Source organism: Asticcacaulis sp. YBE204, assembly GCF_000495855.1.
Classification (GTDB): Bacteria; Pseudomonadota; Alphaproteobacteria; order Caulobacterales; family Caulobacteraceae; genus Asticcacaulis.
This window is the reverse complement of record NZ_AWGF01000012.1, coordinates 54,460-78,807: the sequence shown is the minus strand read 5'-3', so window position 1 is coordinate 78,807 and position 24,348 is coordinate 54,460. Positions and strand designations below refer to the sequence as shown.

The 24,348-nt window shown below is 62.6% G+C and carries 18 protein-coding genes; 10 read left to right on the top strand and 8 right to left on the bottom strand.

The genetic code is table 11. From position 1 onward, the window contains the following. Positions 1-8: 8 nt before the first annotated feature. The gene (locus AEYBE204_RS34270) at positions 9-1,013 is read left to right on the top strand and encodes a FecR domain-containing protein (protein WP_023463135.1); all 1,005 of its coding nucleotides are present in this window, start codon (positions 9-11) and stop codon (positions 1,011-1,013) included. Continuing rightward, the gene (locus tag AEYBE204_RS34265; protein WP_081724720.1) at positions 949-3,339 is read left to right on the top strand and encodes a TonB-dependent receptor; all 2,391 of its coding nucleotides are present in this window, start codon (positions 949-951) and stop codon (positions 3,337-3,339) included. The genes AEYBE204_RS34270 and AEYBE204_RS34265 overlap by 65 nt, the downstream gene beginning before the upstream one ends. On the opposite strand, the gene AEYBE204_RS34260 is transcribed toward AEYBE204_RS34265, so the two are convergent. Both AEYBE204_RS34260 and AEYBE204_RS34255 read right to left on the bottom strand, forming a co-directional pair. Then, a complete protein-coding gene (locus AEYBE204_RS34260) occupies positions 3,323-4,177 on the bottom strand; it encodes an alpha/beta fold hydrolase (protein ID WP_023463133.1) in 855 nt (284 codons plus the stop codon). The genes AEYBE204_RS34265 and AEYBE204_RS34260 overlap by 17 nt on opposite strands. Then, positions 4,174-4,530, bottom strand: a complete 357-nt coding sequence (locus tag AEYBE204_RS34255; RefSeq protein ID WP_023463132.1) for a DUF1304 domain-containing protein — start codon at positions 4,528-4,530, stop codon at positions 4,174-4,176. Before AEYBE204_RS34255 ends, AEYBE204_RS34260 begins: the two co-directional genes overlap by 4 nt. A 271-nt stretch (positions 4,531-4,801) precedes the next feature. Here AEYBE204_RS34255 and AEYBE204_RS34250 point away from each other — a divergent pair, with 271 nt between their 5' ends. After that, positions 4,802-7,036, top strand: a complete 2,235-nt coding sequence (locus AEYBE204_RS34250) for a glycoside hydrolase family 88 protein (protein ID WP_023463131.1) — start codon at positions 4,802-4,804, stop codon at positions 7,034-7,036. A gap of 50 nt (positions 7,037-7,086) precedes the next feature. Here the strand turns inward: AEYBE204_RS34250 and AEYBE204_RS34245 are convergent, their stop codons facing one another. The 4 genes from AEYBE204_RS34245 to AEYBE204_RS34230 form a co-directional block, all read right to left on the bottom strand. After that, entirely contained in the window at positions 7,087-9,537 is a 2,451-nt protein-coding gene (locus AEYBE204_RS34245; RefSeq protein ID WP_023463130.1) for a PhoX family phosphatase, read from the bottom strand. A 104-nt stretch (positions 9,538-9,641) separates the two neighbouring features. Beyond that, positions 9,642-12,518 carry a pitrilysin family protein gene (locus tag AEYBE204_RS34240; protein WP_023463129.1) on the bottom strand — a complete coding sequence of 959 codons (2,877 nt, stop codon included), beginning with the start codon at positions 12,516-12,518 and terminating at the stop codon, positions 9,642-9,644. A gap of 72 nt (positions 12,519-12,590) precedes the next feature. After that, positions 12,591-13,004, bottom strand: a complete 414-nt coding sequence (locus AEYBE204_RS34235; RefSeq protein WP_023463128.1) for a MerC domain-containing protein — start codon at positions 13,002-13,004, stop codon at positions 12,591-12,593. A 187-nt stretch (positions 13,005-13,191) separates the two neighbouring features. Beyond that, positions 13,192-14,403: a NarK/NasA family nitrate transporter gene (locus AEYBE204_RS34230; RefSeq protein WP_023463127.1), complete on the bottom strand. Its 1,212-nt coding sequence runs from the start codon at positions 14,401-14,403 to the stop codon at positions 13,192-13,194. Between the two features lie 357 nt (positions 14,404-14,760). Here AEYBE204_RS34230 and AEYBE204_RS34225 point away from each other — a divergent pair, with 357 nt between their 5' ends. From AEYBE204_RS34225 to cobA, 6 genes are all read left to right on the top strand, one after another. Next, positions 14,761-15,348 (top strand): ANTAR domain-containing response regulator, encoded by a 588-nt coding sequence (locus tag AEYBE204_RS34225; protein ID WP_023463126.1) that lies wholly within the window; start codon positions 14,761-14,763, stop codon positions 15,346-15,348. Further along, on the top strand, positions 15,348-16,493 hold the full coding sequence (locus AEYBE204_RS34220) for an ABC transporter substrate-binding protein (RefSeq protein WP_023463125.1): 1,146 nt from the start codon (positions 15,348-15,350) through the stop codon (positions 16,491-16,493). The genes AEYBE204_RS34225 and AEYBE204_RS34220 overlap by 1 nt, the downstream gene beginning before the upstream one ends. Before the next feature lie 262 nt (positions 16,494-16,755). Then, the gene (nirB, locus tag AEYBE204_RS34215) at positions 16,756-19,257 is read left to right on the top strand and encodes a nitrite reductase large subunit NirB (RefSeq protein ID WP_023463124.1); all 2,502 of its coding nucleotides are present in this window, start codon (positions 16,756-16,758) and stop codon (positions 19,255-19,257) included. Further along, positions 19,254-19,586 (top strand): nitrite reductase small subunit NirD, encoded by a 333-nt coding sequence (nirD, locus tag AEYBE204_RS34210; protein WP_023463123.1) that lies wholly within the window; start codon positions 19,254-19,256, stop codon positions 19,584-19,586. Before nirB ends, nirD begins: the two co-directional genes overlap by 4 nt. Before the next feature lie 148 nt (positions 19,587-19,734). After that, a complete protein-coding gene (locus AEYBE204_RS34205; protein WP_023463122.1) occupies positions 19,735-22,392 on the top strand; it encodes a nitrate reductase in 2,658 nt (885 codons plus the stop codon). After that, positions 22,385-23,191, top strand: coding sequence for a uroporphyrinogen-III C-methyltransferase (gene cobA / locus AEYBE204_RS34200; RefSeq protein WP_023463121.1), 807 nt, complete (start codon positions 22,385-22,387; stop codon positions 23,189-23,191). The genes AEYBE204_RS34205 and cobA overlap by 8 nt, the downstream gene beginning before the upstream one ends. Here the strand turns inward: cobA and AEYBE204_RS34195 are convergent. Beyond that, the gene (locus AEYBE204_RS34195) at positions 23,113-23,601 is read right to left on the bottom strand and encodes a hypothetical protein (protein WP_023463120.1); all 489 of its coding nucleotides are present in this window, start codon (positions 23,599-23,601) and stop codon (positions 23,113-23,115) included. The two genes, cobA and AEYBE204_RS34195, sit on opposite strands and share 79 nt — an antisense overlap. A gap of 106 nt (positions 23,602-23,707) precedes the next feature. On the opposite strand from AEYBE204_RS34195, the gene AEYBE204_RS40990 reads away from it, so the two are divergent. After that, positions 23,708-23,830, top strand: coding sequence for a hypothetical protein (locus AEYBE204_RS40990; RefSeq protein WP_023463119.1), 123 nt, complete (start codon positions 23,708-23,710; stop codon positions 23,828-23,830). On the opposite strand, the gene AEYBE204_RS34190 is transcribed toward AEYBE204_RS40990, so the two are convergent. After that, positions 23,827-24,222 carry a response regulator gene (locus AEYBE204_RS34190; RefSeq protein WP_023463118.1) on the bottom strand — a complete coding sequence of 132 codons (396 nt, stop codon included), beginning with the start codon at positions 24,220-24,222 and terminating at the stop codon, positions 23,827-23,829. The genes AEYBE204_RS40990 and AEYBE204_RS34190 overlap by 4 nt on opposite strands. Positions 24,223-24,348: the final 126 nt, after the last annotated feature.

Genomic DNA, 24,348 nt, shown 5'->3' with positions numbered 1-24,348 from the left:
AGGTTCCCATGTCGTTTGACGACATAGACATCGACAGCGAGGCCGCGGACTGGGTGATCCGGTCGCAATCGGGCGCGATCAGCGAAACCGATATTCTTGCCCTGTGTGACTGGATGGACCGCTCCCCGCGCCATGCCGACGCCTATCGGCGCGTTGCTTTGCTTTGGTCGGGCCTCGATTCCTCCCCGGATGTCTCGACCGAGCCCGCCGCCGAACCGGTGCCTTCGGCCCGGCCCGTATATGGATTTCAGCGCCCCCCTCTGAAACCCGCCTATATGGCCGCGTTCGGCGGCGGCGTCGCGACGCTCATGGCCGCCGTACTGATGGTCAATGCCGGTGCGTTCACGCCCGCGACGGTCTATGAAACCCCCAAGGGCGAACGCGAAGAGGTCGTGCTGGCCGATGGAACGCACCTGACGCTCAATACCGATACGCGGATTTCCGTAAAGCTCACCGACCGTCAGCGTCACGTAACCCTGGAAAAGGGCGAGATCGCCGTCAATGTCGTGCATGACGAAGCCCATCCGTTCGTCATCAAAACCGGCAAGGTGACGCTGACCGATATCGGCACCCAATTCAACGTTTCGCGCCTTGATGGCGAGGTGCGTGTCGCTGTGCGCGAAGGCGAGGTCGAACTGGCCTCCGCTGCCACGCCGGCCAAACGTCTGTTGCCCGGCGACTACGGTGTACACACGGAAGCCACAGGTCGCAATGTCTTTACACGGACGGACCCTCAGGAGGCCTTTGCGTGGACGACGGCCCATGCTATCTATAGGGATCAGCCACTTTCCGTCGTTGTCAAAGACCTGAATCGCTATTTCGACAAGCCGATCATCGTCGATGACGCCGCCGGACAGTTGAGGCTGAGCACCATCATGACCCTCGATTCGCAGGATGCGGTTGCCGGGCGTTTAAGTGAATTCCTCCCGGTCCAAGTCCGCACGACGCATGAAGCCCTCTATATCAGCCGCCGCAGTTCTACTGGGCCTGCTTCTGGCGGGAACGGCATCTGACGCGTCTGCTGCGGATAAGCCTCAGGATATAAGGCTCGACGCCCGTCCCTTACCGCAAGCCCTGACGGCGCTGGTCATGCAGACCGGCATTTCGATCGGTGGCCTCGATCCGGCGAAGTGCGCGGCCAAACCACGCGCGATCACTGGCAAATTCACTGCGCATCAGGTTTTGAAAAAGCTGCTCGACGGTAGCGGTTGCGACGTTCAGCGCGTCGATAGCCTGACCTACAGGCTGGTGACCCACACAAAAACGACACCCAAACCTAAACCGCGCCCCGTAGCGGTCGCCGCCCCCAGCAATGACGACATCACCATGGTTGTCGTCCGCCATCCGTCACGTCAACTCAGCACGCCTGCCGGGGTCAGCATAGTCGCGCCACCACTGCTGTCCGGCAACGACACCGACCTGTCGCTGATCGCACCGCACGTATCGGGCATGACGGTCACCAATCTCGGCCCCGGCCGCGACAAGATTTTCCTGCGCGGTATTTCCGATAGCGTCATGACCGGTCGGACGCAATCGACCGTCGGCCTGTACCTTGACGACACGCCGATCACCTATAATGCGCCCGATCCCGATTTGCTTCTGGTCGACATGGCGCGCATCGAAGTGCTGAAAGGACCGCAGGGCAACCTCTACGGTCAGGGCGCCCTGTCCGGAGTCGTGCGTCTGGTGACCAAGAAGCCCGTCCTGACTGCCTTTGAAGGCGAGGTGGGTCTCGCCGCTGGCGTGGCGGACGGCGCCCGACCATCGTGGCGCAGCACGGTCATGTTCAATGCCCCCTTGCCGGGCAATACGGCGGCCGTGCGGGCCGTCCTTTACGATGAAAAATCCGCTGGATTCATCAAGGACGAGGCCCTGACGCGCAATGCGACCAACGACACCGAGCGTTCGGGGGGCCGTCTGGCGCTCAAATGGCAGATCCGGCCCGACCTGACGCTCGATGCGGCGGCGACCTTGCAGGATCTGCGTTCGTCCAATAGCCAGTATGTGGTCGGACGTCGCGGCCCTTACCGCCGCGCCCTGTCTCTGGCCGAACCCCACGACAATATCTTCCAGAACCTGGCCCTGAGCCTGACAAAGGAACAGCCGAACGGCACATGGCGGCTGTCGGTCAACCGCCTGCGCCACAAGATTCACTCCGGCTATGACGCCCAACCGGTCGGTCGCTACGTCGCGGTCGCCAATTCGGGCATTCTCTATTACGACGAAGACCAGACCATCCGCCTGACCAATATCGAGGCCAGCTATGTCTCACCGCCCGACCGCCCCCTGCGCTGGCTGGTCGGGGCGTTCGCCGCGCGAAGCGACGAAACCTTCACGCCGCACCTGATCGACGTCTATACCAACGTCACGCTCTATGACGAGGTGCGCGAGGATATCGTCGATGACGCCGCCATATTCGGCAAGCTGACCTGGGATTTCGCGCCGAAATGGTCGATGTCGGCGGGCCTGCGCGCCCAGCGCTCGCGTCACCGCACCGACAGCCGGATCAGCAGTGTGCGGCTGGTCGACTACCGCCCCAGCGGGGCGATTACGGGCGATATTTCGGCCTCACCCGTCTCGCACGAACTGATGCTCAGCTATCAGGCGCACGACCGTCTGCTGATCTACGGCCTGTCGTCCGACGGTTTCCGCACCGGCGGGTTCAACACCACGACCCTGACCAATACCGCCGTGCCGACCGTCTATTCCGGCGACAAGCTGCAAAGCCTTGAGGCGGGGATCAAGTACAAGACCCCCGCCGGTCGCGTGCGTCTGGACGTCGCCGTGTTCCGCATCGACTGGCACGACATCCAGAGCGATCAGTTGCGTGCCACAGGCCTGCCGATGACACTCAATCTGGGGGACGGCGAAAATATCGGTCTTGAGGTCGAAGCCGGCTGGCGTGTCCTTCCCGATCTGAATCTGCAATTCAGGGGACAGTTCAACGATCCCAAGCTCACCAGCGTGAACCCGCTCTATCCGCGTATCGCACTGGGCGGTATGCCCTATATATCGAAATCCAGCACCAGCCTGACGGCGCAATGGGCGCAATCGCTGTTCGGACATCCTGTGGACTACACGGCGACCCTCTATCACCGCAGCGCCTCACCGCTCAATTACGGCGTCACCGCGCCGGTTCAGATGCGTGGCTACACCAATCTCGATCTCGGTTCGACGCTGGCATTCAAAGGTTACAGCGTTGCCCTGCGTGTAACCAACGCCCTGGCCAACAAGAGCAACAGCTTCGCCTACGGCAATCCTTTCGCGCTGGATACGGCCGCCCAGACGACGCCACTGCGTCCGCGCACGGTGTGGCTTTCGGTCAATCGGAGTTTTTAAGAAAGTTACCGATCGCTGCGACGGCTTCGGGTTCGTCCAGCATTGGGGCGTGACCGCAATTGGCGATCGTCACCGATGTGAAATTTGGATGCGCATCTGCCATGCGTTGCAGGGTCTCCGCCGACAGCAGGTCCGAACGTCCGCCGCGAACAGTCAGTATCGGAATAGCTGACAACTTTGCCCACAACTCCCACAGTTCCGGCGGCGCGACGGCTTCCGAACCGGGGGCCATGCCTTCGGCAATCGCCGGATCGTAGGCCGGGACCGGTACACCATCCGTCTCGACGAACGTGCGCTTTGCAAAGGCCATCCAGTCATCCGGACCGTAATCGGGAAAAGCCTCGGCATTAATCGCCTGCGTTGCCGCCGCCGCCTCGGCCCAGTTCGTGATCGGTTTACCCTTACCGACGTAACCGCGGATGCGCGCCAGGCCTTCCGGCGACAGTTTCGGCCCGACATCGTTGAGGACGATGGCCTTGATGCGATGCGGCACCCAACCGGCCATCAGCAGGGCGATCAGTCCGCCCATCGAGGTACCGATAATCGTCACCCGCGGGATGTTCAGATGATCGAGCAGCGTCACCATATCCTGCGCGTAGACGAGTAAATTGTAGCGTGCTTTCTCGCTGTCCCATGCCGACCGCCCGCGCCCGCGTTGATCGGCGACGATGACGCGATGCCCCTCCTTCAGATGTTCGGCCAGCCACTCGAAATCGGCGCTGTTGCGCGTCAGTCCGTGCAGACATAGCACCGGATCGCCGCCGGACGGATTGTAGTCGCGGGCATAGAGCGTCAACGCCTTGTCGGCGCTGGTGTAGAAAATATCCTGATAGCTCATTGAAAATGCACCAGAATAAGCGCGGCAAAAGCCGGGAGAGCCTGCACGTACAGGATCGAGCGCTTGACCATAAAGCCGCCATACAGCCCTGCGATAACAACACAGGACAGGAAGAAGACCTTGATGTAGAGCCCATAGAACGGATCGAGCAGCCCCCAGATCAGGCCCGCTGCCAGAAAGCCGTTATACAGCCCCTGATTGGCAGCCAGCTTCGCCGACTCGGCGGCAAAACTCTCGCTCAGACCGAAGACGCGCCGCCCGAACGGCTTGCGCCACAGGAACATTTCGAGGATCAGAAAACCGATGTGCTGGAGCGCCACAAAGGCAATCACGATATTGGCGATGGTCTGCATGACCGGCTCCCTTTTGGCCGCGAGACTAAACCTTGCCGACCGCCTGTCAAGGTTGGTAAAAATTGAGACGAGAAATAAAATATCGGGACGACGGGTTTTTCCCTTACGCACGTGAGACTGATCTGATAGCTTAAAATCAATATAGGCGTGCCAACAAGGACACGCTCAACAGGGTGCGAGAGGCCGGAAACGGCCTGATAAATCAGTCTATTCAAAGCGTTTCGAAAGCTTCGAATCCTTGAATCGCGCCCTTACGTCAGAGGAGAGACCGATGGGTGCGACGCGTTGGCTAAGATATGGTCTGAGTTCTGTTTTGATATCCGGCCTGCTGGTCACCGGCGTCGCGGCGCAAACGCCCGTCCCTGAATCGCCCCCCGTCTTTGCCCCTGACGCCATCCCCGACCGTGAGGCCGTCCTGCGCGTCATCAAGCGCTCGGCCTCGGCCGAAGTCGCCCGCATGACCGCCATCGAGGCTAATCCGCAGGGCCAGCGCGGCGGCGTCAGCACCAACTGGATTGCGGCGACCTTCTTCGTCGGCGCGATGAAGCTGAACGCCGTAGCCGACATGCCGGACGTGCGCGACTACAGCCTGCGCACGGCGCGGCGCTTCAACTATGCCCTTCAGGGCGATGGCGCGCCGGTCCACCTGATCAATGCCGACGATCAGGCCATTGGCGACCTCTATCAGGCGGTCTATCTGCATACGGGTTCGCCCGGCACTTTGATGCCGCTTCAGCAGCGGCTCGATTTCACCCTCCCCTATCTGAGCAAGGCGCCCGAACCGGACAAGCTGGTCTGGTGGTGGTGCGACTCGCTGTTCATGGCCCCGCCCGTACTGGCGCGCATGTCGGCGATCACCAATGACCCGAAATATATCCGCGCCATGGACGTCCAGTGGTGGCGGACCTATGAGCGGTTGTACGACAAAGAGCAGCACCTCTATGCCCGCGACGAGCGCTTCATCGAGCGCCGCTCGCCCAACGGCAAGAAGATCTTCTGGGCGCGCGGCGAAGGCTGGGTGCTGGCCGGTCTGGCGCGCGTGCTTGAGGTCATGCCGGAGGATTTCCCCACCCGTCCGCGTTATGTGAAGCTGTTTCAGGAGATGTCGGCGCGGATTATAACCCTGCAACAGCCGGACGGTCTGTGGCGCGCCAGCCTGCTCGATACCGAGGCCTTCCCGGAGCCCGAAACGTCGGGAACGGCCTTCTATACCTACGCGCTGGCTTTCGGCATCAATCATGGATTGCTCGACCGCAAGACCTATCTTCCGCACGTCCTGAAAGGCTGGGCGGGCCTGAACCGCTACGTCCTGCCGAACGGCATACTGGGTCAGGTGCAGTCCGCCGGCGATCAGCCGGTGCCGACCAAGCGCGACGGCACGGCGCTCTATGCCAGCGGCGGGTTTATTCTGGCCGGACTTGAGGTGATGAACCTCGGCGCACCGGTCACCGCCCTGCCTGTCGCCTTGCCGAAACCGGCGACGCTCGATTACCACGCCAGCGATATGCGGCCCTCCGCACCCCTGCCCGCCGACGCCACGGCCGAGCAGAAATTCCAGTTCGAGCGCCGCGAGGCCGAACGTCAGGCCGTCAAGGATCACGCCTACGACCCGATGGTCGATGATAAGGAGTGGGTGTCGCCGGTCGCCGCCAAAACCATCGGCAGCGGTCTGGTCAAGCTGGTCCCCGCCACCGAAGCCGAACGCAAGCCGCGCGCCACGGTCAGGTTCGCGCCGGATCGCTTCGACGACATCCTGTGGGAAAACGACCGCGTGGCGCACCGCATCTACGGCCCGGCGCTGGAAGCGCGCGAACCGCCGTCGGGGTCGGGTATCGACGTGTGGTCCAAGCGTGTCCGCTGGCCGTTCATGGACCGGCAACTGGCGACCAAGGCCTATCATAACGATCAGGGCGAAGGCGCCGATGCCTATAATGTCAAGGGGACGCGCGGCGGCGGCGGGTTGGGCATCTGGCTCGACAACAAGCTATGGACCTCGCGTACCTTCCGCACCTACAAGATTTTGCAGAACGGGCCGGACGTGGCGAAGTTCAGCGTCACCTACGATCCGTGGCCGGTCGGTGTCGAGCGTAAGGTCTGGGAATCGCGGACCTTCACCCTGCCGCTGGGGACCAACTTCACGCGGCTGCAATCGACCCTGTCGTCGGATAAGCCCGATGAACTGATCGTCGGCATCGGTCTCGGCAAGGGCGCGACCGTTCCCGGCAAGGGCGGCCTGTTCGTCGACAAGGCGCGCGGCATCATCACCTACTGGGAGCCGAACGATCCCGATCACGGCAGCTTGGGCACTGCCGTCCGTGTCGATCCGGCCTCCGTTGTCGATATCAAGGCCGACGCCGACAACAACCTGATCCTCATCCGCGTCACGCCGGGCAAGCCGTTCGTCTACTATATCGGCTCGGCCTGGGATCAGGGGCTCGATTTCAAGTCGCGCGAAGAATGGGAAGCCTATGTGAAGGCGGAAAAACTCAGCTTCACACCGGAATAAAAAAACCCCGAACTCAATGAGTTCGGGGGTTTTCCTTAGATGCCGATCACTTACAGTGCGACCACACCGCCGTCATTTTTGGTGATGACGATGGTGGCTGACCGCGGACGCGAGGTCGGGGCGGCAGCCGTTTGGCTGGCGGGCCAGTTCGAGGTGATGCTGGTGCCCGAACCGAGTTCGCCCGGGTGCTGGATGTTGACGAACAGGGTACGACCGTCCGGCGTCGAGTCGATGCCGGTGATTTCGCACTCTTTCGGCCCCACCAGGAAGCGGCGCAGTTGAAGGCCCGGCGCCTTGCCGACGAAGGTCGCTTGCGTGGCGGTCGCACCGGCCGCGTTGGTGTTGGTGATGGTCTTCGCGCCGCCGTCGCCGACGGTGCCCGGCATGGCTGCCAGCATCATGCAGTTGGTGACGTCGGTATAGGCGCTGTCGTCGGTCTGGATCCACAGCAGCGGATTGACCAGACCGGCGGCGTTCGAGGTACGCGAGAACCACAGACCGTCCGGGCTGGAGAAGTCGTTGGTGGCATCAAGGCCCGACACGTTAATATTGGTGGCGTTGAGGTCCGCCCCGGCGCCGAACAGGTAGATGTCCCACTGGAAGGTGGTGGCTTCGGGGTTGTTCGAAGCTTCCTTCAGGCGGATGATGTGGCCGTTCGGGTTGCCGTAGTTGGCCGTCGTGCCGACCGGGTCGTTATAGTGACGCGGGTTGGCGGCGTCGGTCGCCGTGATCGGGCGCGAGGCGGCGTTGGTGTTGGTGAGCGTCAGATAGACCTCGCCATTGGCCGGGTTGACGGCAGCCCATTCCGGACGGTCCATCTTGGTCGCACCGACGACATCGGCGGCCAGACGGGTGTTGATCAGGACGTCGGCCTGGTTGGCGAAGCTGTAGGTCGTGTTGGCGGCGGTCAGGACGCCGGTGCCGAAGACGAGCGGCAGCCACACGCCGTTGCCGGTCGCGTCGAAGCGCGCGACGTAGAGCGTACCGGCGTCGAGATACTTGTCACCGACGGCGAGACGGTCGGTCGCCGTGGCGTCGGCGGCATCCCACGCGGTCGCCGAGACGAACTTGTAGAAATATTCGCCGCGCGAGTCGTCGCCCATATAGAAGACGGGCTTGCGACCAGCGACGAATGCAGCGGGCCAGGCACCTTCGTGGCCCATGCGGCCGAGTGCGGTGCGCTTGCGCGGCGTCGAGTCCGGGTTGAATGGATCGATTTCGACGACCCAGCCGTATTGGTTTGCCTCGTTACGGTAATCGCCCGTGCCGTCGGCAGCCTTGGTGATATCGACCGTCGTGTTCCACTTGGAGAAGTTCGCCTGATCGGCGCTGTTGGCGGCGGTGACGGTGGCCCAGTTATTGGCACCGGCGGCCCCCTGGGTCACGCCATAGCGGTTCAGCGCCACCACGGCCTTGGCCGAGCGGTTGACGTTGTCGGTGGCGCCGCGACGGAAGTAACCGGCCCAGTTTTCTTCGCAGGTCAGGTAGGTTTCCCACTGCGTGCGGCCGTTGGCGCAGTTGTTGATCGTACCGCGACCGGCGACGCCCGTCGGCGAATAGACGGTGCGCAGCTGCGCATCGCCGCGCGCCGGACCGTTGATGGCCATGACGGTGTTCGGCGTGATGCGGCGGTTGAGGGTCGAGTTCTGTACGTAGGTCCACGCACCGCCCGTTTGGACAACTTCGACGACGGCAACGCCGTGCGCTTCGATTTCCTTGACCGCTTCCGATTCCAGACGCGTCGCACCGGCGGTGACGCCGTTCATGTGCAGGTAGGATGCGGTGATGTTTTCGTGGTTCATGACCAGCAGGCCGCGCGTCGAATTATTGGCGTCGCGCGCCGTACCCGAAGCGGCCAGACCGAAATAGGCCATGCCGTCGTGGTGGTCGCCGGCGCGGTTGGCGAAGTTCGTGTCCGAACCGTTGTTGGCATAGGCCGGAGTCGCCGCGTTCAGCGGATCGCCGAGACGGTAGAGGACCGAGACCGTATAGCCTTCCGGCACGGTGACGACGTCGTTGCGGTTCTTGGCGACGGCGGTAAAGCCCAGCGCCGCCGGGTTGATGGTGACGGTCGTGTCCTGCGCGGCGGTCGCGCCCTTGATGTCCGTGCCGGTGATACGGAAAACGAGGCTGGTGGCGGCGGCAACACTGGGGGCAAGGAAGGTCGCCGTGCCGTTACCGGCTTGCGTCAGGGTCACGGTCGGACCCGAGACCTGCGTCCACACGCTCGACGCGGCCCCGACGACGGTGGCGTTGAGGCTGACCACGCGGCCCGACGTCGACGACCCGTTCTGACCCGCCGCGACGCCGACGGTCGCGCCGTCGTCCTTGTCGCTACCGCAGGCGCTGAGGCCGAACAGACCCGCCACGGCGACCATGCCGCCCAGAATGTTACGGCGCGAATGGCGCTCATTGATCACATCCGACAGGTTCGGATTGGCGGACAGGTTCAGTTCGAAGTCGCCATCGCTGTGGCGGCCAGTCAGCTTGTTGTCGGACATAGAGGGCCTCTCGGTGAGATTTTATGGTTGAACCCTCTACATCTCCCCGTTTTGTGAAACCCCTTTGCGATCCGCGTGTCGGTTTTGTGAAAAACCACACGGTGTCATTGTGTCGATGGCGTCTCCGGCACCACCTTGATGCGCAGGACGCGGTTTTCGACCAGATAGGTCTTCGCCAATCGTTGCAGGTCCTCGACCGTCACGGCCTTGTACTGCCCGGCCACGTCGCGGTTGAAAGCCTGCTTCTGCGGGTTGGCGCTAAAGCCCGGCAGCAAGGCGAACCAATGGTTGGTGGTGCGTTCGCTTTGCTCGACCCTCTCCAGCTCCGGCAGGCGCGCACGATCGAGCTCATCCTGCGTCACCGGCCTATTGCGCAGATCGGCGGCAATCGCCAGCGCCGTCTTGTAGAAGTCCTCGTCACGTTCGGGCCTCACCGTCGTCGTGACGCTGATATAGCCGTAGCCCTTGAAGCGCGGCGACATGAAACTCGACACGCTGACGCCATAGGTCGCCCCCTGATTTTCGCGCACTTCGTCGCGCAGGCGGTTGGCATAGACGCGCGCCAGCAGGTCGATTCCGCGCGTATCGCGGAGATTGGCGTAGAGGTCCGTCGTCGGGAAGGCGAGATAGCTCACCGCCTGATCCGCACGCCCCTGATGGGTGACGATGCGCGCGTTGCGGTCCTTCGGCAGGGAGATACGATCGGCGTCGCGCGCGACCTTGTAGTTGTCCGGCAACGGCGGCAGGGCCCCGAAGGTCCGGCCAACCGCATCGAGCGCGGCCTCCGGCGTGATATCGCCGACGATGGTAATCTCGATCGGCACATTGCGCAGGGTCCGCTCGATCTGGGCCTTGACCTGGGCGCTGGTTACCTGCGCGAAGGCTTCCGGCGTCGGAAAGACCAGACGCGGATCGTCAGAGGTCATATAGGACAAGCTACCCATGGCCAGCATGGTCGAGGGATTACTCTTCATCTGCCGCGTGGTAGCGGCAAAACCGGTCTTGAGATTGTCGAAGGTTTCCGGGCGATAGCCGGGGTCGCTGTAATAGGCCATCAGAACTTGCATCTGTAGCGGGAAATCAGACGTGGTGGTGGTCCCGGTCAGGGTCGCGTCGTCTTCGCCGAGCGCATATTTGATCGAGTAGGTATGGCCGTTCAGGCTCTTGTTCATTTCCTCGAAGGACAATTGTCCCAGACCGCCCGCCGCCAGATTGAACATCATGGCCGGCAGCAGGCTGACCTTGTCGTGCGGCGAAAACAGCATCCGCCCGCCCGCCAGACGCACCCCGACCGTGACGCGATTGCTCTGATATCGTACCGGCTTGAGATTGAGCTTCAGGCCGTTGGCGAAGGTATATTGCGTATAGTTCCACTCTTTGAAGACCTCGGTCTTGACGACCTTGCCCGGCGTGCCGAATTCCGTATAGGGCCACGGTTTGGCCGCCACGGCGACGAAGGGTTCGACCGGCAGGGCCTGAGCCGCCGTATAGGCCGCGACAAGCGCCGCTTCGTCGACGGCATCGCGGGCTTCGATAGAGCGCACGACAAGCGGGCCATCGCCGCTGCTGATAAACGCAATCTGCGCGTCGACGGTCACCTTGGTGAAGGACGGCTTGACCTGCTCCCACATGTCCAGCAGCTGCGTTGCCGACATATAGACTCTTCGGTCATTGATCGCGCTGACGATCTCGCTCATCAGCGCCGTGTGTTGCCGGGTCTTGTCGGCAGCCACGGCGTTGCGGAAGCCAAGATCGCGGCTGGCGATCAGGCGGTCCAGCTCCTCGTCCGTCACCCCGAACCGGACGAACTGATGATAAAGCCTGACGACTTCGATCAGGGCTTCGCGCGTCTTGCCGGGTTTGGGCTTGAACCCCAGCGTCGTGGCGTTGGCCGTCAGACGGTTGTTGGTGTAGCTCAGGCTGGCCGAAAAGAACGGACTGTCGGCGGCTCGCGCCCGCCTTGCCAGTCGGTCGTTAAAAACGCCGACGGCGAGCGCCTTGGCCATGCCGACGCGGCGCGCTTCCAGCGTATCGGGTATATCGACCACGGGGCGCGACCATCTGAGCGTGATATCCTCCGCCAGATTCGGATCGGTGAAGATATGCGCTGCGGTGCCTTTGGGCGTGTAGGTGCCGATATCGACCTCGGCGGGCGCAGGCCCCTCGCCCGCCCAGTCGCCGAACCGGTCCTGAATGCGCTGCTCGATCTCGGCGGGCAGGATGTCGCCAACAATGATCAGGGTCGCGCGCTCCGGACGATACCAGGTCCGGTAATAGTCGGTCAGGGCTTTCGGCGGTGCCGTGCGGATGATCTCCGGCAGGCCGATGGGACGACGCTCCGCGAACCGCTGCCCCTTGAAGGCGATCGCCGATACGGAGTCGGACAGGCGGCTGGCCGGACTGGCGCGGACGCGCTCCTCCCCCAGAATGACGCCGCGCTCGCGGTCGATGGCATCGGGCGCAAAGGTCAGGTTCGATGCCGTCTCCCGCAGGATAAAGAAGGCGGTATCGACGGTCTCGTTATCGGTATTGGGCAGGTCCAGCACATAGGCGGTGTTGTCATAGGTGGTGAAGGCATTGGCGTCCGATCCGAAACGAAACCCGTGCCGCGCTAAAATCTTCGTCAGTTCACCTTCGGGGATATTTTTCGAGCCGTTGAAGGCCATGTGTTCGACAAAATGCGCCAGACCGCGCTGATCGTCGCGCTCCTCCATCGAGCCCGCGCGGATGATCAGACGCAGGGCGGCGGTGTTGCGCGGGGCCGGGCTGCGGAAAATGACGTAGGTCATGCCGTTGGCCAGCTTGCCGATGCGCGGTTGCGGGTGCGGCGGCAGGTCGCTGGGGGCGCGCAACCACGGTTGTGCCAGTGTTTGAGGCACCGCGTCAGGCTTTGCCGGTTCTGCCGCCTGCGCCACAGGCAGCAGAAGACACATCGACAAGGCGAGCGCGCCGATCCAGCCGGCAATCGTTTTGCGATACATGATGTCCCCCGTTTTATGCCCGTTTATGTGGCATGCTGACGCGACGCACGCAATCGCATTTGCCGGACAAAATTATGGCCGCGAGGTGTCGGCTTTAACAGGGCTTGCGTTATGTATATGCGGCCAGCGCATATTAAGGGCATGCAGCACGGCCAGCGCTCCGGCACCGACAACGCTCATCAGGGTTTCGTAGTCGTGGAACGGCGGCCAGAACGCCGCAGACAGGAGCAACCCCAGACCGGTCAGCGCCAGTATGGGCCGCAGGGGTCGCTTCCAGCCGCCGGAACGGCCCAGCGCATAAAGGCTGACCGGGGCGGCCAGAAGTGCCAGCCCTTGATGGACCAGCGGATTGTCATTGAATGCACCCAAGAACGGCAGGGCGGCGAAGGCCAGAGGCAGAACAAGGCAGTGAACCAGACACAGGGCCGACAGCCCCATCGCCAGAGCATCGAAGGTGCGCGCGGCGCGGGACGAAGTGGCGGACATGGGCAACTCCTTGATAGGTTACAATGGCGCGTTAGTTATATTATAACATATCAAAAGACAATGACTTTTCGCCTCAAACGCTAAAAAGCGGAAGAGTGACCTCCCCCGCTTTTTTACTGAGTTAAATCCTAACGTTTTCGAATATGCCGCCCCAAAAACGCTAAAATCGTGGGGCGGCAATACGCGGCTAGATACGCACATTCTCCAGCATGCCGCCCCACGTCGTGCGCCAGCGGCGCTTGATCAGGGTCAGGCCGGTAAAGGCCACGAGCGCCAGAACCGCAAAACCAAGCAGACCCGGCTGATAGCTGCCGAGGGCCTGTTTCGAGAGGCCGAGGCTGGCCGCCAGATAGAAGCCGCCGATACCGCCGAACATGCCGACAAGGCCGGTCATCACCCCGATTTCGCTCTGGAAGCGTTGCGGCACCAGCTGGAACACCGCGCCATTGGCCATGCCGAGCGCGCCCATGCCGACGATCAGAACCCCCAGCGTCATAAACGCCGTCGGTAGCTTGAAGCTCATCACCACCAATGCGCAGGCCGCGACTATATACATGATCGACAAAGTGCGGATGCCGCCGATCTTGTCGGCCAGACCGCCGCCGACCGGACGCAGCAGCGATCCGGCAAACACGCAGGCGGCCGTGAAGAAGCCCGCCACGATCGGATCGAGGCCGTATTCCGAGTTGAAATAGATGTTCAGCGATGAACTAAGGCCGACGAAACCGCCGAACGACACGCCGTAGAACAGCAGGAACCACCAGGCGTCGGACTCCTTGAGGATCGCCATATATTGCGCAAAGGTCTTGCGCGGCGGTGGGTTCGGCGCGTCCTTGGCAAACACCAGATAGAAGACAAAGGCGGCGATCAGCGGAATGGCGGCAAAGCCGAAGACGGTCGTCCAGCCAAACGCCTTGGCCAGTGACGGCGCGAACAGCGAGGCGAACACCGTTCCCGAATTACCGGCTCCCGCAATGCCGAGCGCAATGCCTTGATATTGCGGCGGATACCAGCGCGAAGCCAACGGCAGGGCGACCGCGAATGACGCCCCGGCGACGCCCAGAACGACGGCCAAAGCCAGCACGCCTTCGTAGCTGTCGACCTTGAGGAAACAGGCCAGCAACAAGCCGGAAATGACGATGGCCTGACCGATGGCGCCGGTCTTTTTCGGCCCGATGCGATCGACCAGCACGCCCGCCACCATGCGCAGCAGCGCACCGGTGAGGATCGGCACGGCGACCATGAAGCCTTTTTCGGCGGGCGTCAGACCGAGACTGGCCGCGATCTGCACGCCCAGCGCGCCGAGCAGCACCCAGACCATGAAGCTCATGTCGAAATACAGAAAAGCCGACAGCAGCGTAGGTGCGTGTCCGGCCTTGAGGAACTCTTTGGAAATCATAGGAAAACCTGCGATTGCGACGGCCGCCGCTTTGGGCGTCCGCGTATGTTGGGGAGACTTTTTGTGAAGTACGACTGTCCGGTTCGTTCCGGAGGCTGACCCTCGTTGGCCAGTTCCCCAATCGCTTTATTTGGCGCTCATCCGATTCCGAAAACCGCTACACACTTTTCGGGACGAGCTTGTCGCGTAAGTAAGCCACCGATGGCCCGTCTCTGTCAAGCGGGGGTCGCGCGCTTTTTTCGCACACGCACATTCGCAAACATTTCAATGAAATTCGTTCGCAAATTTGCCCCTTGCGCAATGCACAATTTTAGGCGTAGCGATAAAAGAAAACGGCACCGAGTTTTGTAAAAACCCATGAACGTCCTGATCATCGACCCCGACGATGCCCGCGCGGCCCTTGTGGCCGAAGGGATTCGCATGGACGAAGTCCATCAGGCCGCCACCATCCATCACTGGCCGCGTTTTGAGCTGGCGCAGTGGCTTGAGATCAATCCGGACATGGTGATCATCGCCTGCGAAAGCCCGGACCGCGACACGCTGGACGCGCTTCAGGTGGCCAATGAGCAGGCCCCGCGCCCCGTCGCCATGTTCGTCGACCGCTCCGACGCCAATACGACGGCGCAGGCGCTGGAGGCCGGGGTCGCCGCCTATATCGTGGATGGTTATGCGCCCAATCGCATCGCCTCGATCCTCACCGTGGCGGCGCACCGCTTCAACCTCATGCAGACCCTGCGCAGCGATCTGTCGAAAGCGAAAGCCGATCTGGCCGCGCGCAAAACGATTGACCGGGCGAAGGGAATCCTTATGACTTCCCGCGGCATAAACGAGGACGAGGCCTATAAACTGATGCGTAAGCACGCCATGGATTCGGGCCGTCCCATCGCCGCCGTGGCCGCCGATATCCTGTCGATTGCCGACCTGCTCAAAACGGGAGGCGTGTGATGCTCAGCCTGCGAATCGGCTTTTCCCCGCTCAATGACGCGGCCCTGATCGTGGTCGCCGAAGCCCTCGGCACCTACGCCGCCGAAGGCCTCGACGTGAGCTTAAGCCGCGAGTCCAACTGGTCCAATATCCGTGACAAGCTGTCCTACGGTCTGCTCGATGCCGCCCACGTGCTGGCGACCATGCCGCTGGCGCGCGGTCTGGGTCTGGGGCCGACTCTGGGTCAGATCGTCGCCCCGATGGCGCTGGGGGCCAATGGCAACAGCGTCGTCGTTTCCTCGCGCCTGAAAGCGGTATTTGAGGACCACGGGGCCTCGACCCTGATCGCCACGGCGCGCGCGCTTCGCCTCGTCATCCAGAACCGCCGCGCCGCCAGCGACGCCAAGGTGACGCTCGCCATACCCTTCACCTACTCGCCGCACCATTTCGTCCTGCGCCACTGGCTGGCCGCCGCGGGAATCGACCCCGACCGTCAGGTGCAGTGGGTGGTCCTGCCGCCGTCGCGCATGGCCGACCACCTGCGGGACGGCGTCATCGACGGCTTCTGTTCGGGTTCGCCCTGGCCGCAGATGGCCGAACTGAACGGCGACGGCGTGGTGCTGTTCTCCGATCCCGCCTTCTGGACGTTGAAACCCGAAAAACTGCTGGGTGTGCGCGGCGTCTGGGCCGAAGAAAACCCCGACGGCGTCATCGCCTTGACCCGCGCCCTGCTCCGGGCGGCGCAGTGGGCGTCGGACCCGGCCAATAGCACCGATCTGGCCGAAATCCTCAGCCGTAAGGCCTATGTCGGTGCGCCCCTGGAAGCGATACAGGCGGCTCTGGGTGAGGGCGGCGCCGGACTGGTGCTCGATCCGCAGACAACGACCTTCCCGTGGATAAGCCACGCCAAATGGTTCATGGGGCAGTTTGTCCGCTGGGGCCTGACGACCGGCGATCACGACTTCGACGCCATAGCGCGCAAGGTTTACCGCCCCGACCTGTGGCGCGAAGCCGCGTCGGGTCTGGAACTGAATGTACCGGAGGCGGACGAAAAGGACGAAGGCGGACAAACCGCGCCGTGGTCCCTGCCCGCACGACCGGAACCGATCCTGATGCCCGCAAATGCCCTGTTCGACGGCGGTGTGTTCCGGTCGGTGGCGTCCTGATTTCATCCTTCCCTGTTTACGGGGAAGGATGTTTCCTCGCACCCGCGAAAAACCGCGATTGACATAAGGGCTTTCCTGTGGCCCAATAGGTGACAGGACCAAAGACGGTCCAAGACATTTGCCGCGCGGTGCCAAAGTCGGTTTCGCGCAGCCTCATCGGACAAAGATGTCCCGCAACCCTGACGGCTCCTCGCAGCCCAAGGGGTTGCGGGATTTTTTTTGGCCTAATCGCTTCCACGCTCTCCCACAAGAGTACCGAAAAATGGCCTTTAACCTCGATTCCCCTCCTAAACCGCGCATCGTCGTCATCGGCGCGGGCATGGCCGGCGGCCGCATCGTCGAAGAAATCCTCAAGCGCGATGACCGGATGTTCGACATCTCGATCATCGGCGCCGAAGCCTGCGCGACCTACGACCGCATACAGTTGTCGCCGGTGCTGGCGGGCGAAAAGACCTTCGAGCAGATCGTCACCCATTCGCAGGACTGGTACGACATCAACGGCGTCAAGACGCACTTCGGCTACTGGGTGCAATCCATTGATCGCGAAGCGAAACAGGTCGTTTTGCACGACGGTCAGATGATCGCCTACGACCACCTGATCCTGACGACCGGTTCCGATCCGATCCGCCTGCCCCTACCCGGCGCGGACCTGCCGGGTGTGGTCGCTTTCCGCGACCTGCACGATGTCGACCTGATGCAACAGGCCGCCGAAAAGGCCAAAGAAACTGGAAACAACGAAGCCGTCGTCATCGGCGGCGGCCTGCTCGGTCTCGAAGCCGCTTACGGTCTGGCTAAGCGCGGCATGAAGGCCACTGTCATCCACCTCGTCGATGTGCTGATGGAGCGTCAGCTTGATGAGGCCGCCGGGCGTTTGCTCGAAAAGGCCCTGCTGGAGCGCGGCGTCCATTCGGTACTCAACGCCCAGTCCGAGGCCATCCTCGGTGACACGCACGTCGAAGGCCTCAAGCTGAAAGACGGGCGCGTCATCCCCGCCTCGCTGCTGGTCATGGCCGTCGGCATCCGTCCGCACGTCGAGCCCGCGAAATCGGCAGGCCTGACGGTCGAGCGCGGCATCGTCGTCGACGATCAGATGCGCACCTCGGACCCGTCGATCTTCGCCGTCGGCGAATGCGTTCAGCACCGCGGCGCCTGCTACGGCCTCGTCGCGCCGATCTGGGATATGTGCCGGACGCTCGCCGACGTGTTGACGGGCAAGAACCCCGACGCCGCCTATTACGGCTCGGAACTGGCCACGCGGCTGAAGGTGTCGGGCGTCGATCTCTACTCCGCCGGACAATTCAACGGCGGTGAAGGCTGCGAGGACATCGTGTTCCGCGATCCCGGCCGTGGCGTCTATAAACGCATCGTCATCAAGGAAAACCAGCTCGTCGGCGCGGTCCTGTTCGGCGAAGCCGCCGACGGCGCGTGGTATTTCGACCTGATCAAGAAGGGCGAATCGATCGCCGATATCCGCGACACCCTGATCTTCGGTCAGTCGGTGACGGAGGCGCTCGCCGGCGTGGACCCTAATGCCGCCGTTGCAGCATGGCCCGACGACACGGAAGTGTGCGGCTGCAACGGCGTTACCAAGGGTACGGTGGTCGAGGCGATCTGCGGCGGCGCGGATAATCTCGACAAGGTGCGCGGCTGCACCAAGGCCTCGGCCTCGTGCGGCTCGTGCACCGGCATCGTCGAACAACTGCTGAAGGTGACGCTCGGCGACGCGTTCAAGGCGCAAACCGGCCCCAAGCCGATGTGCAAATGCACCGAGCACGGCCACGCGGTGGTCCGCAAAGCCATTGTCGAAGACGGCCTGAAAACCATCCCCGACGTCATGCAGGCGATGAAATGGACGACGCCCGATGGGTGTTCATCGTGCCGCCCGGCGCTGAACTACTATCTGCTGTGCGCGTGGCCGCGCGAGTATCAGGACGATCCGCGCTCGCGCTTCGTCAATGAGCGCAACCACGCCAATATCCAGAAGGACGGCACCTACTCCGTCGTGCCGCGCATGTGGGGTGGCGTGACCTCGGCCAAGGAGTTGCGCGCCATCGCCGACGTCTGCGACAAGTTCGACGTGCCGATGGTCAAGGTCACCGGCGGTCAGCGCCTCGACCTGTTCGGTATCAAGAAGCAGGATCTCCCCGCCGTCTGGGCCGATCTCAACGCCGCAGGCATGGTCTCCGGCCACGCCTACGCCAAGGCTTTGCGCACGGTGAAAACCTGCGTCGGTTCGGAATGGTGCCGTTTCGGGACGCAGGATTCGACCGGGCTCGGCATCAAGCTGGAGCAGGACACCTGGGGCTCGTGGATGCCGCACAAGTTCAAGATGGCCGTGTCCGGCTGCCCGCGCAACTGCGCCGAAGCGACCATCAAGGATTACGGCGTCATCTGCGTCGATTCCGGCTACGAACTGCATGTGGGCGGTAATGCCGGTATCCACCTGCGCGGTACGGACCTGCTGTGCAAGGTGGCGACCGAGGCCGAGGCACGCGAATATTCGATGGCCTTCGTCCAGCTCTATCGTGAAGACGCCTGGTATCTGGAGCGCACCGCCCCGTGGATCGAACGCGTTGGGCTGGAGTTCGTCAAGACGCAACTGTTCGACGATCAAAACCGCGTCAATCTGGCCGCCCGGTTCAGGGAGTCGCAAGCCGTGTTTCAGGTCGATCCGTGGGCCGAACACGCGCCGAAGTCGGAACCGGCCAAGGTCTTTTCGCCGCTGGCCGATCTGCGTACCGAGAAGAAGGAGTTCGCCCAATGAACGTCAATGTCGATTTGAAATGGGTGGATGTGGGGGCGGCGATCGACGTGCCGCATCAGGGCGCGCGCCGGGTGGATACGGATCTGGGGGCCATCGCGGTCTTTCGCACCGTGGACAACGAATACTACGCCGTCATGGACAAATGCCCACACAAGGGCGGCCCTCTGTCCGAAGGCATCGTCCATGGTCGCCACATCGCTTGTCCGCTGCATAACTGGTCGTTTTCGCTGGAGTCCGGTGAAGCGATCGGGGCCGACGCGGGCAAGGGCTGCACGCCGACCGTGCCGTTGCGCATCGAGGATGACCGCATTTTGCTGGGCCTTCGTTAAACCCCCCTCTCCCCTGTGGGGAGAGGGTTGGGGTGAGGGGGCCTGCTCGGTGTCCTTAACACCCCCTCACCCGGCCCTTTGGGCCACCCTCTCCCCCCGAAAAGCAAGAATGGGGGAGAGGGGAAGACTGCGAGACCGTCTGCGCCTTATGACCCCCACCCCTCACCAAACCACCTGCCCCTATTGCGGCGTCGGCTGCGGGGTCAAGGCGTCGCTCGAAGGTCGCAAAATGACGGTCAGGGGCGACGACACGCACCCGGCCAATCAGGGTCGCCTGTGTTCGAAAGGTACGGCGCTCGGCAATACGTTCGGCCTCGAAGGCCGTCTGCTGGAGCCGCGCATCCGCCGCAACGGTCAGCTTGAAACGGCCACGTGGGACGAGGCCCTGTCGCAGGTCGCGGCCAAATTCGCTCAGGTCGTCGCCGAACACGGTCCGGACGCGATCGCTTTTTATGTGTCAGGTCAGTTACTTACTGAGGACTATTACGCCGTCAACAAACTGGCCAAGGGCTATATCGGCACGGCCAATGTCGACACCAATTCGCGCCTGTGCATGAGTTCGGCCGTCGCCGCGCACAAACAGGCCTTCGGGGCCGATCTCGTCCCCGGCACCTATGACGACCTGACCGAGGCCGACATGCTGGTGTTCAGCGGTCACAACGCCGCCTGGACGCACCCGGTCCTCTATCGCCGCATCGAGACCCGTCAGAACCAGTTCCGCGTCTGCATCGATCCCAAACGCACCGATACCGCCAAGGCCGCCGACCTGCACCTGATGATCCGGCCGCAGACCGATATCCGCCTGTGGAACGGCCTGTGCGCGCATCTGATCGCCCGCGACGCGCTGGATCACGACTTTATCGACGCGCATACGCAGGGCTATTCGCGTCTGATGGCCGCTTTGAGCGCCGACGACCAGAGCATCGAAGCCGTGGCCGAGGACTGCGGCATCTCGACGATCGATCTGAAAAAATTCTACGACGCCTTTTTGCATACGCCCAAAGTCGTCAGCCTGTTCTCCATGGGCTCGAACCAGTCGGCGCAGGGCGTCCACAAGGGTCTGGCCCTGATCAACGCCCACCTTTTGTCAGGCAAGATCGGCAAGCCGGGGGCCGCGCCGTTCTCGATCACCGGGCAACCCAACGCCATGGGCGGGCGCGAGGTCGGCGGGCTGGCCAACATGCTGGCGGCGCATATGGATTTCGACGAGGCCTCGAAATCGCTGGTTCAGCGCTACTGGGATTCGCCGACCATCGCGCCGAAAGCCGGCCTGAAAGCCGTCGACATGTTCGAGGCCGTGCGCAGTGGCAAGATCAAGGCTATCTGGATCATGGCGACCAATCCGATGGTCTCCATGCCCGACACCAACAAGATCCACGAAGCCCTGTCGAACTGCGAACTGGTCGTTGTGTCGGACGTCATCGCGCGCACCGACACGATGGACATGGCGCACATCCAGCTACCTGCCGCCGCGTGGGGCGAAAAGGACGGCACGGTCACCAATAGTGAGCGCGTCATTTCGCGTCAGCGCAACCTGACGCCCCTGCCCGGTCAGGTCCGTCCCGACTGGGCGATCATCGCCGAGGTCGGGCGGCGGATGAATGCGGCGTGGGAAACGGCGTTCGACTGGGCCGGGCCGGATGAGGTTTTCGCCGAACATGCGGGCCTGACAGCGTTCGAGAACAACGGTAAGCGCTTCCTTGATCTCGGCGGTTTGGCGGGCATGTCGAAAGCCGAATACGACGCCCTGCAACCGGTGCGCTGGCCGTTTAAAGCCGATGGATTGCCCACGACGCGGTTGTTCTCTGACGGCAGGTTCAATACGCCCAACGGGCGGGCGCGGCTGGTGCCACCGATCGTCCGCGGCCCCGCCAATCAAACGACGCCGGAGTTTCCGTTCCATCTCAACTCGACCCGCGTGCGCGACCACTGGCATACCATGACCCGCACGGCCCTAGCCCCAGAACTGAACCGCCACCTGACCGAGCCCCTGCTCGATATCCACCCCAAAGACGCACGCCGCCTGCATATCAAGGACGGACGGCTGGCCGTCGTGACCACGGCCTATGGCGAGGCGATCCTCAAGGCCCGCGTGACGGATGACGTGCGCGAAGGCAACCTCTCCGTGCCGATGCACTGGACGCGGCAGTTCGCGCCATACGGACGCTCGAACCAGCTCGTCAATCCGGCGGTCGATCCGATGTCGGGTCAGCCGGAATTCAAGCACACCCCGGCCAATGTCAAAGCCTATAACGAGGCGTGGCACGGCTTTGTCATGACCCCGCGCGACTTCGACGGCGAACTGCCGCAATGGAGCGACGATACCATCTGGCGGCGGACGACCCACGCCCACGCCGACTGTTTCGAGATCGCCGGAATTGCGCCGCTGGACGTTTCGGCCTTCGTGGCCAGCCTGACGCTGGACGACGCCACGACCGGCGTGACCCGCCGGGTGCGTGTCGAAAACGACCGCCTGACGCGGGCGATTTTCGTGACGCCGATCCACAAGAAGCTGCCGCCGCGCGACTGGCTGCTGGAGCGCTTCGGCGACGACGCACTGACCGATGCCCATCGCGCCGCGCTGATTATCGGACGTCTGCCGGGGATGCAGGATAAGGGCCGCATCATCTGCGCCTGTCGCTCGGTGGGCGAAATCGCCATCACTGCCGCCATCGCCGACGGGGCCAAAACGGTCGAAGAGATCGGCGAGGTCACGACCGCCGGCACCTCGTGCGGTTCGTGCAAGGGCGAACTGAAACAGTGCCTGCTGAAACACGCCATGAAGAAGGAAAAAGTCGATGCCTAACGGTTTTGTTTCCCTCGTCGGCGCGGGTCCGGGCGATGCCGACCACCTGACCTTGGGCGCGTTCAAAACGCTGGAATCGGCGCAGGCCCTGCTTTACGACGCCCTGGTCAGCGAGGATATTCTGGCGCTGGCCCCCGACAAATGCGTGAAAATCTGCGTCGGCAAACGCGGTGACCGGCTAAGCGTTTCGCAGGACAAGACCAATGCCCTGATGGTGCGTCTGGCGCGCAAGGGCCTGCACGTCGTGCGGCTCAAGGGCGGTGACCCGTCGGTGTTCGGGCGCGTCGAAGAAGAGCGCGACTACCTCGATCAGCACGCAATCGACCACAAAACCCTGCCTGGTGTGACGGCGGCCTCGGCGGCGGCGGCGCAGTTCGCCTTTCCCCTCACCCATCGTGGCGAAGCGCGGTCGGTCACCTTCCTGACCGGGCGGACTAAGGACGGCAGCATCGACCTGAAAGATGCCGCCGTGTCCGATCCCGGCGTGTCGTTAGTCTTCTATATGTCGTCGCACAATGCCGCCCATATTCAAGCGCATCTGCTGGCTGCCGGTCGCGATCCGCACACCCCCATCGTGATCGTTGAAAACGCCGGACGCGCTTACGCCAACGCGCTTAAGGGCCGTCTGTATGATCTAGCTACACAGGTCGCCGAGGCCGCTTTCGAAGGTCCGGTGCTGATCGGGATCGGCGACGCGTTCCGCTTTGCGCGCGTCGAGATTCAGACGGCTCTCAATTCGCCGGGCCTGCCCCGACATTCCGCCGACACATTCGGCAAGGCCTTCGGCACCATGCGGTAACCGCGCTGATCGAGCAGGGTCATCAGCATCCGCGCCGCGTCGTACAGACCGTCATGCGGCTCGCTTCCCATCACCCAGCGCGCCTGCGCCGTAAAACGCACGGCCTCGCCCATCTGCGCCGAGGTCAGCAGCGCCAGCAACGACTCTTCGTCGCGCGTCAGTTCGATCAGGCCGGGCCGCCCCAGTTCCAGCTTGCGCTTGCCTTTCGACAGCGCGATCAGCCAGTCGTGAAACGCCCGCACCCCCGCCGACGGCTCCGGTCCGAAGGCATGGACAAACTCTCTTTGCAGCATCCGGCAATGCGGTGAACAGGCGACCGAGGTCCGCAAGGCCCAGGTCAGGAAATGTTCGACATAGCGCAGGCTGCGCAGATCGCGGCCCCGGTTTTCGGTTATCGGCTGTGCATTCATGGCGACTCGCCTCTTGTATTTGAGAATAATTCTCATTAACATTGCATTATAATGCTGGCAACCGTTTCATCGCGAAACAAAGTTCGGCGAAGCCAAGGGGAGAAAAATGTTCAGTGAACCGACGCTGAAAGAGATGCTCGACGACCCCGTCGTGCGGCTGCTGATGAAACGCGACGGCGTCCGGCCCGATGACGTGCGTCACGTTATGCGCGCGGTTATGAAAGGCTAAACCGACGTCAGTTCATCCAGTTTCGCCTGTAACTCGTCGGGCTTGAATGGCTTCGACATATAGTCGTCCATCCCCGCCGCCAGACAGGCATCGCGGTCGCCCGACAAGGCATGCGCCGTCAGGGCCACGATCTTGACCGGCGTATTGCGGCTGATGCGCTCGTACTGACGGATACGCCGCGTGGCCTCGTAGCCGTCCATGACTGGCATCTGAAGGTCCATGAGGATAATATCGTAAGCCCCGGTTTCAAAAGCCTTTACCGCCTCTTCGCCGTCTTCGGCTGTATCATAGGCATAGCCCAGCCGTTCGAGCAGAATACCAGCCACCAGCAGATTGGCGGGATTGTCCTCGACCAGCAGGATGCGCGGGGTTTTGACGGTGCCCATGCTCATAACGCAAAGACACCCTTGCGCCGCAAGGGTGTCCTAAACGTGACGAAGGCTATGGACATCATATACCGGAGACCCGAATCGAGGTTGCACATTAACCTTGAGGAACTCACAGCGGTTGTAAAAAAT

Coding starts and splice junctions, on each gene's coding strand:
- AEYBE204_RS34270 (WP_023463135.1), top strand. CDS start 9: ATGTCGTTTGACGACATAGACATCGACAGCGAGGCCGCGGACTGGGTG.
- AEYBE204_RS34265 (WP_081724720.1), top strand. CDS start 949: ATGAAGCCCTCTATATCAGCCGCCGCAGTTCTACTGGGCCTGCTTCTG.
- AEYBE204_RS34260 (WP_023463133.1), bottom strand. CDS start 4,177: ATGAGCTATCAGGATATTTTCTACACCAGCGCCGACAAGGCGTTGACG.
- AEYBE204_RS34255 (WP_023463132.1), bottom strand. CDS start 4,530: ATGCAGACCATCGCCAATATCGTGATTGCCTTTGTGGCGCTCCAGCAC.
- AEYBE204_RS34250 (WP_023463131.1), top strand. CDS start 4,802: ATGGGTGCGACGCGTTGGCTAAGATATGGTCTGAGTTCTGTTTTGATA.
- AEYBE204_RS34245 (WP_023463130.1), bottom strand. CDS start 9,537: ATGTCCGACAACAAGCTGACTGGCCGCCACAGCGATGGCGACTTCGAA.
- AEYBE204_RS34240 (WP_023463129.1), bottom strand. CDS start 12,518: ATGTATCGCAAAACGATTGCCGGCTGGATCGGCGCGCTCGCCTTGTCG.
- AEYBE204_RS34235 (WP_023463128.1), bottom strand. CDS start 13,004: ATGTCCGCCACTTCGTCCCGCGCCGCGCGCACCTTCGATGCTCTGGCG.
- AEYBE204_RS34230 (WP_023463127.1), bottom strand. CDS start 14,403: ATGATTTCCAAAGAGTTCCTCAAGGCCGGACACGCACCTACGCTGCTG.
- AEYBE204_RS34225 (WP_023463126.1), top strand. CDS start 14,761: ATGAACGTCCTGATCATCGACCCCGACGATGCCCGCGCGGCCCTTGTG.
- AEYBE204_RS34220 (WP_023463125.1), top strand. CDS start 15,348: ATGCTCAGCCTGCGAATCGGCTTTTCCCCGCTCAATGACGCGGCCCTG.
- nirB (WP_023463124.1), top strand. CDS start 16,756: ATGGCCTTTAACCTCGATTCCCCTCCTAAACCGCGCATCGTCGTCATC.
- nirD (WP_023463123.1), top strand. CDS start 19,254: ATGAACGTCAATGTCGATTTGAAATGGGTGGATGTGGGGGCGGCGATC.
- AEYBE204_RS34205 (WP_023463122.1), top strand. CDS start 19,735: ATGACCCCCACCCCTCACCAAACCACCTGCCCCTATTGCGGCGTCGGC.
- cobA (WP_023463121.1), top strand. CDS start 22,385: ATGCCTAACGGTTTTGTTTCCCTCGTCGGCGCGGGTCCGGGCGATGCC.
- AEYBE204_RS34195 (WP_023463120.1), bottom strand. CDS start 23,601: ATGAATGCACAGCCGATAACCGAAAACCGGGGCCGCGATCTGCGCAGC.
- AEYBE204_RS40990 (WP_023463119.1), top strand. CDS start 23,708: ATGTTCAGTGAACCGACGCTGAAAGAGATGCTCGACGACCCCGTCGTG.
- AEYBE204_RS34190 (WP_023463118.1), bottom strand. CDS start 24,222: ATGAGCATGGGCACCGTCAAAACCCCGCGCATCCTGCTGGTCGAGGAC.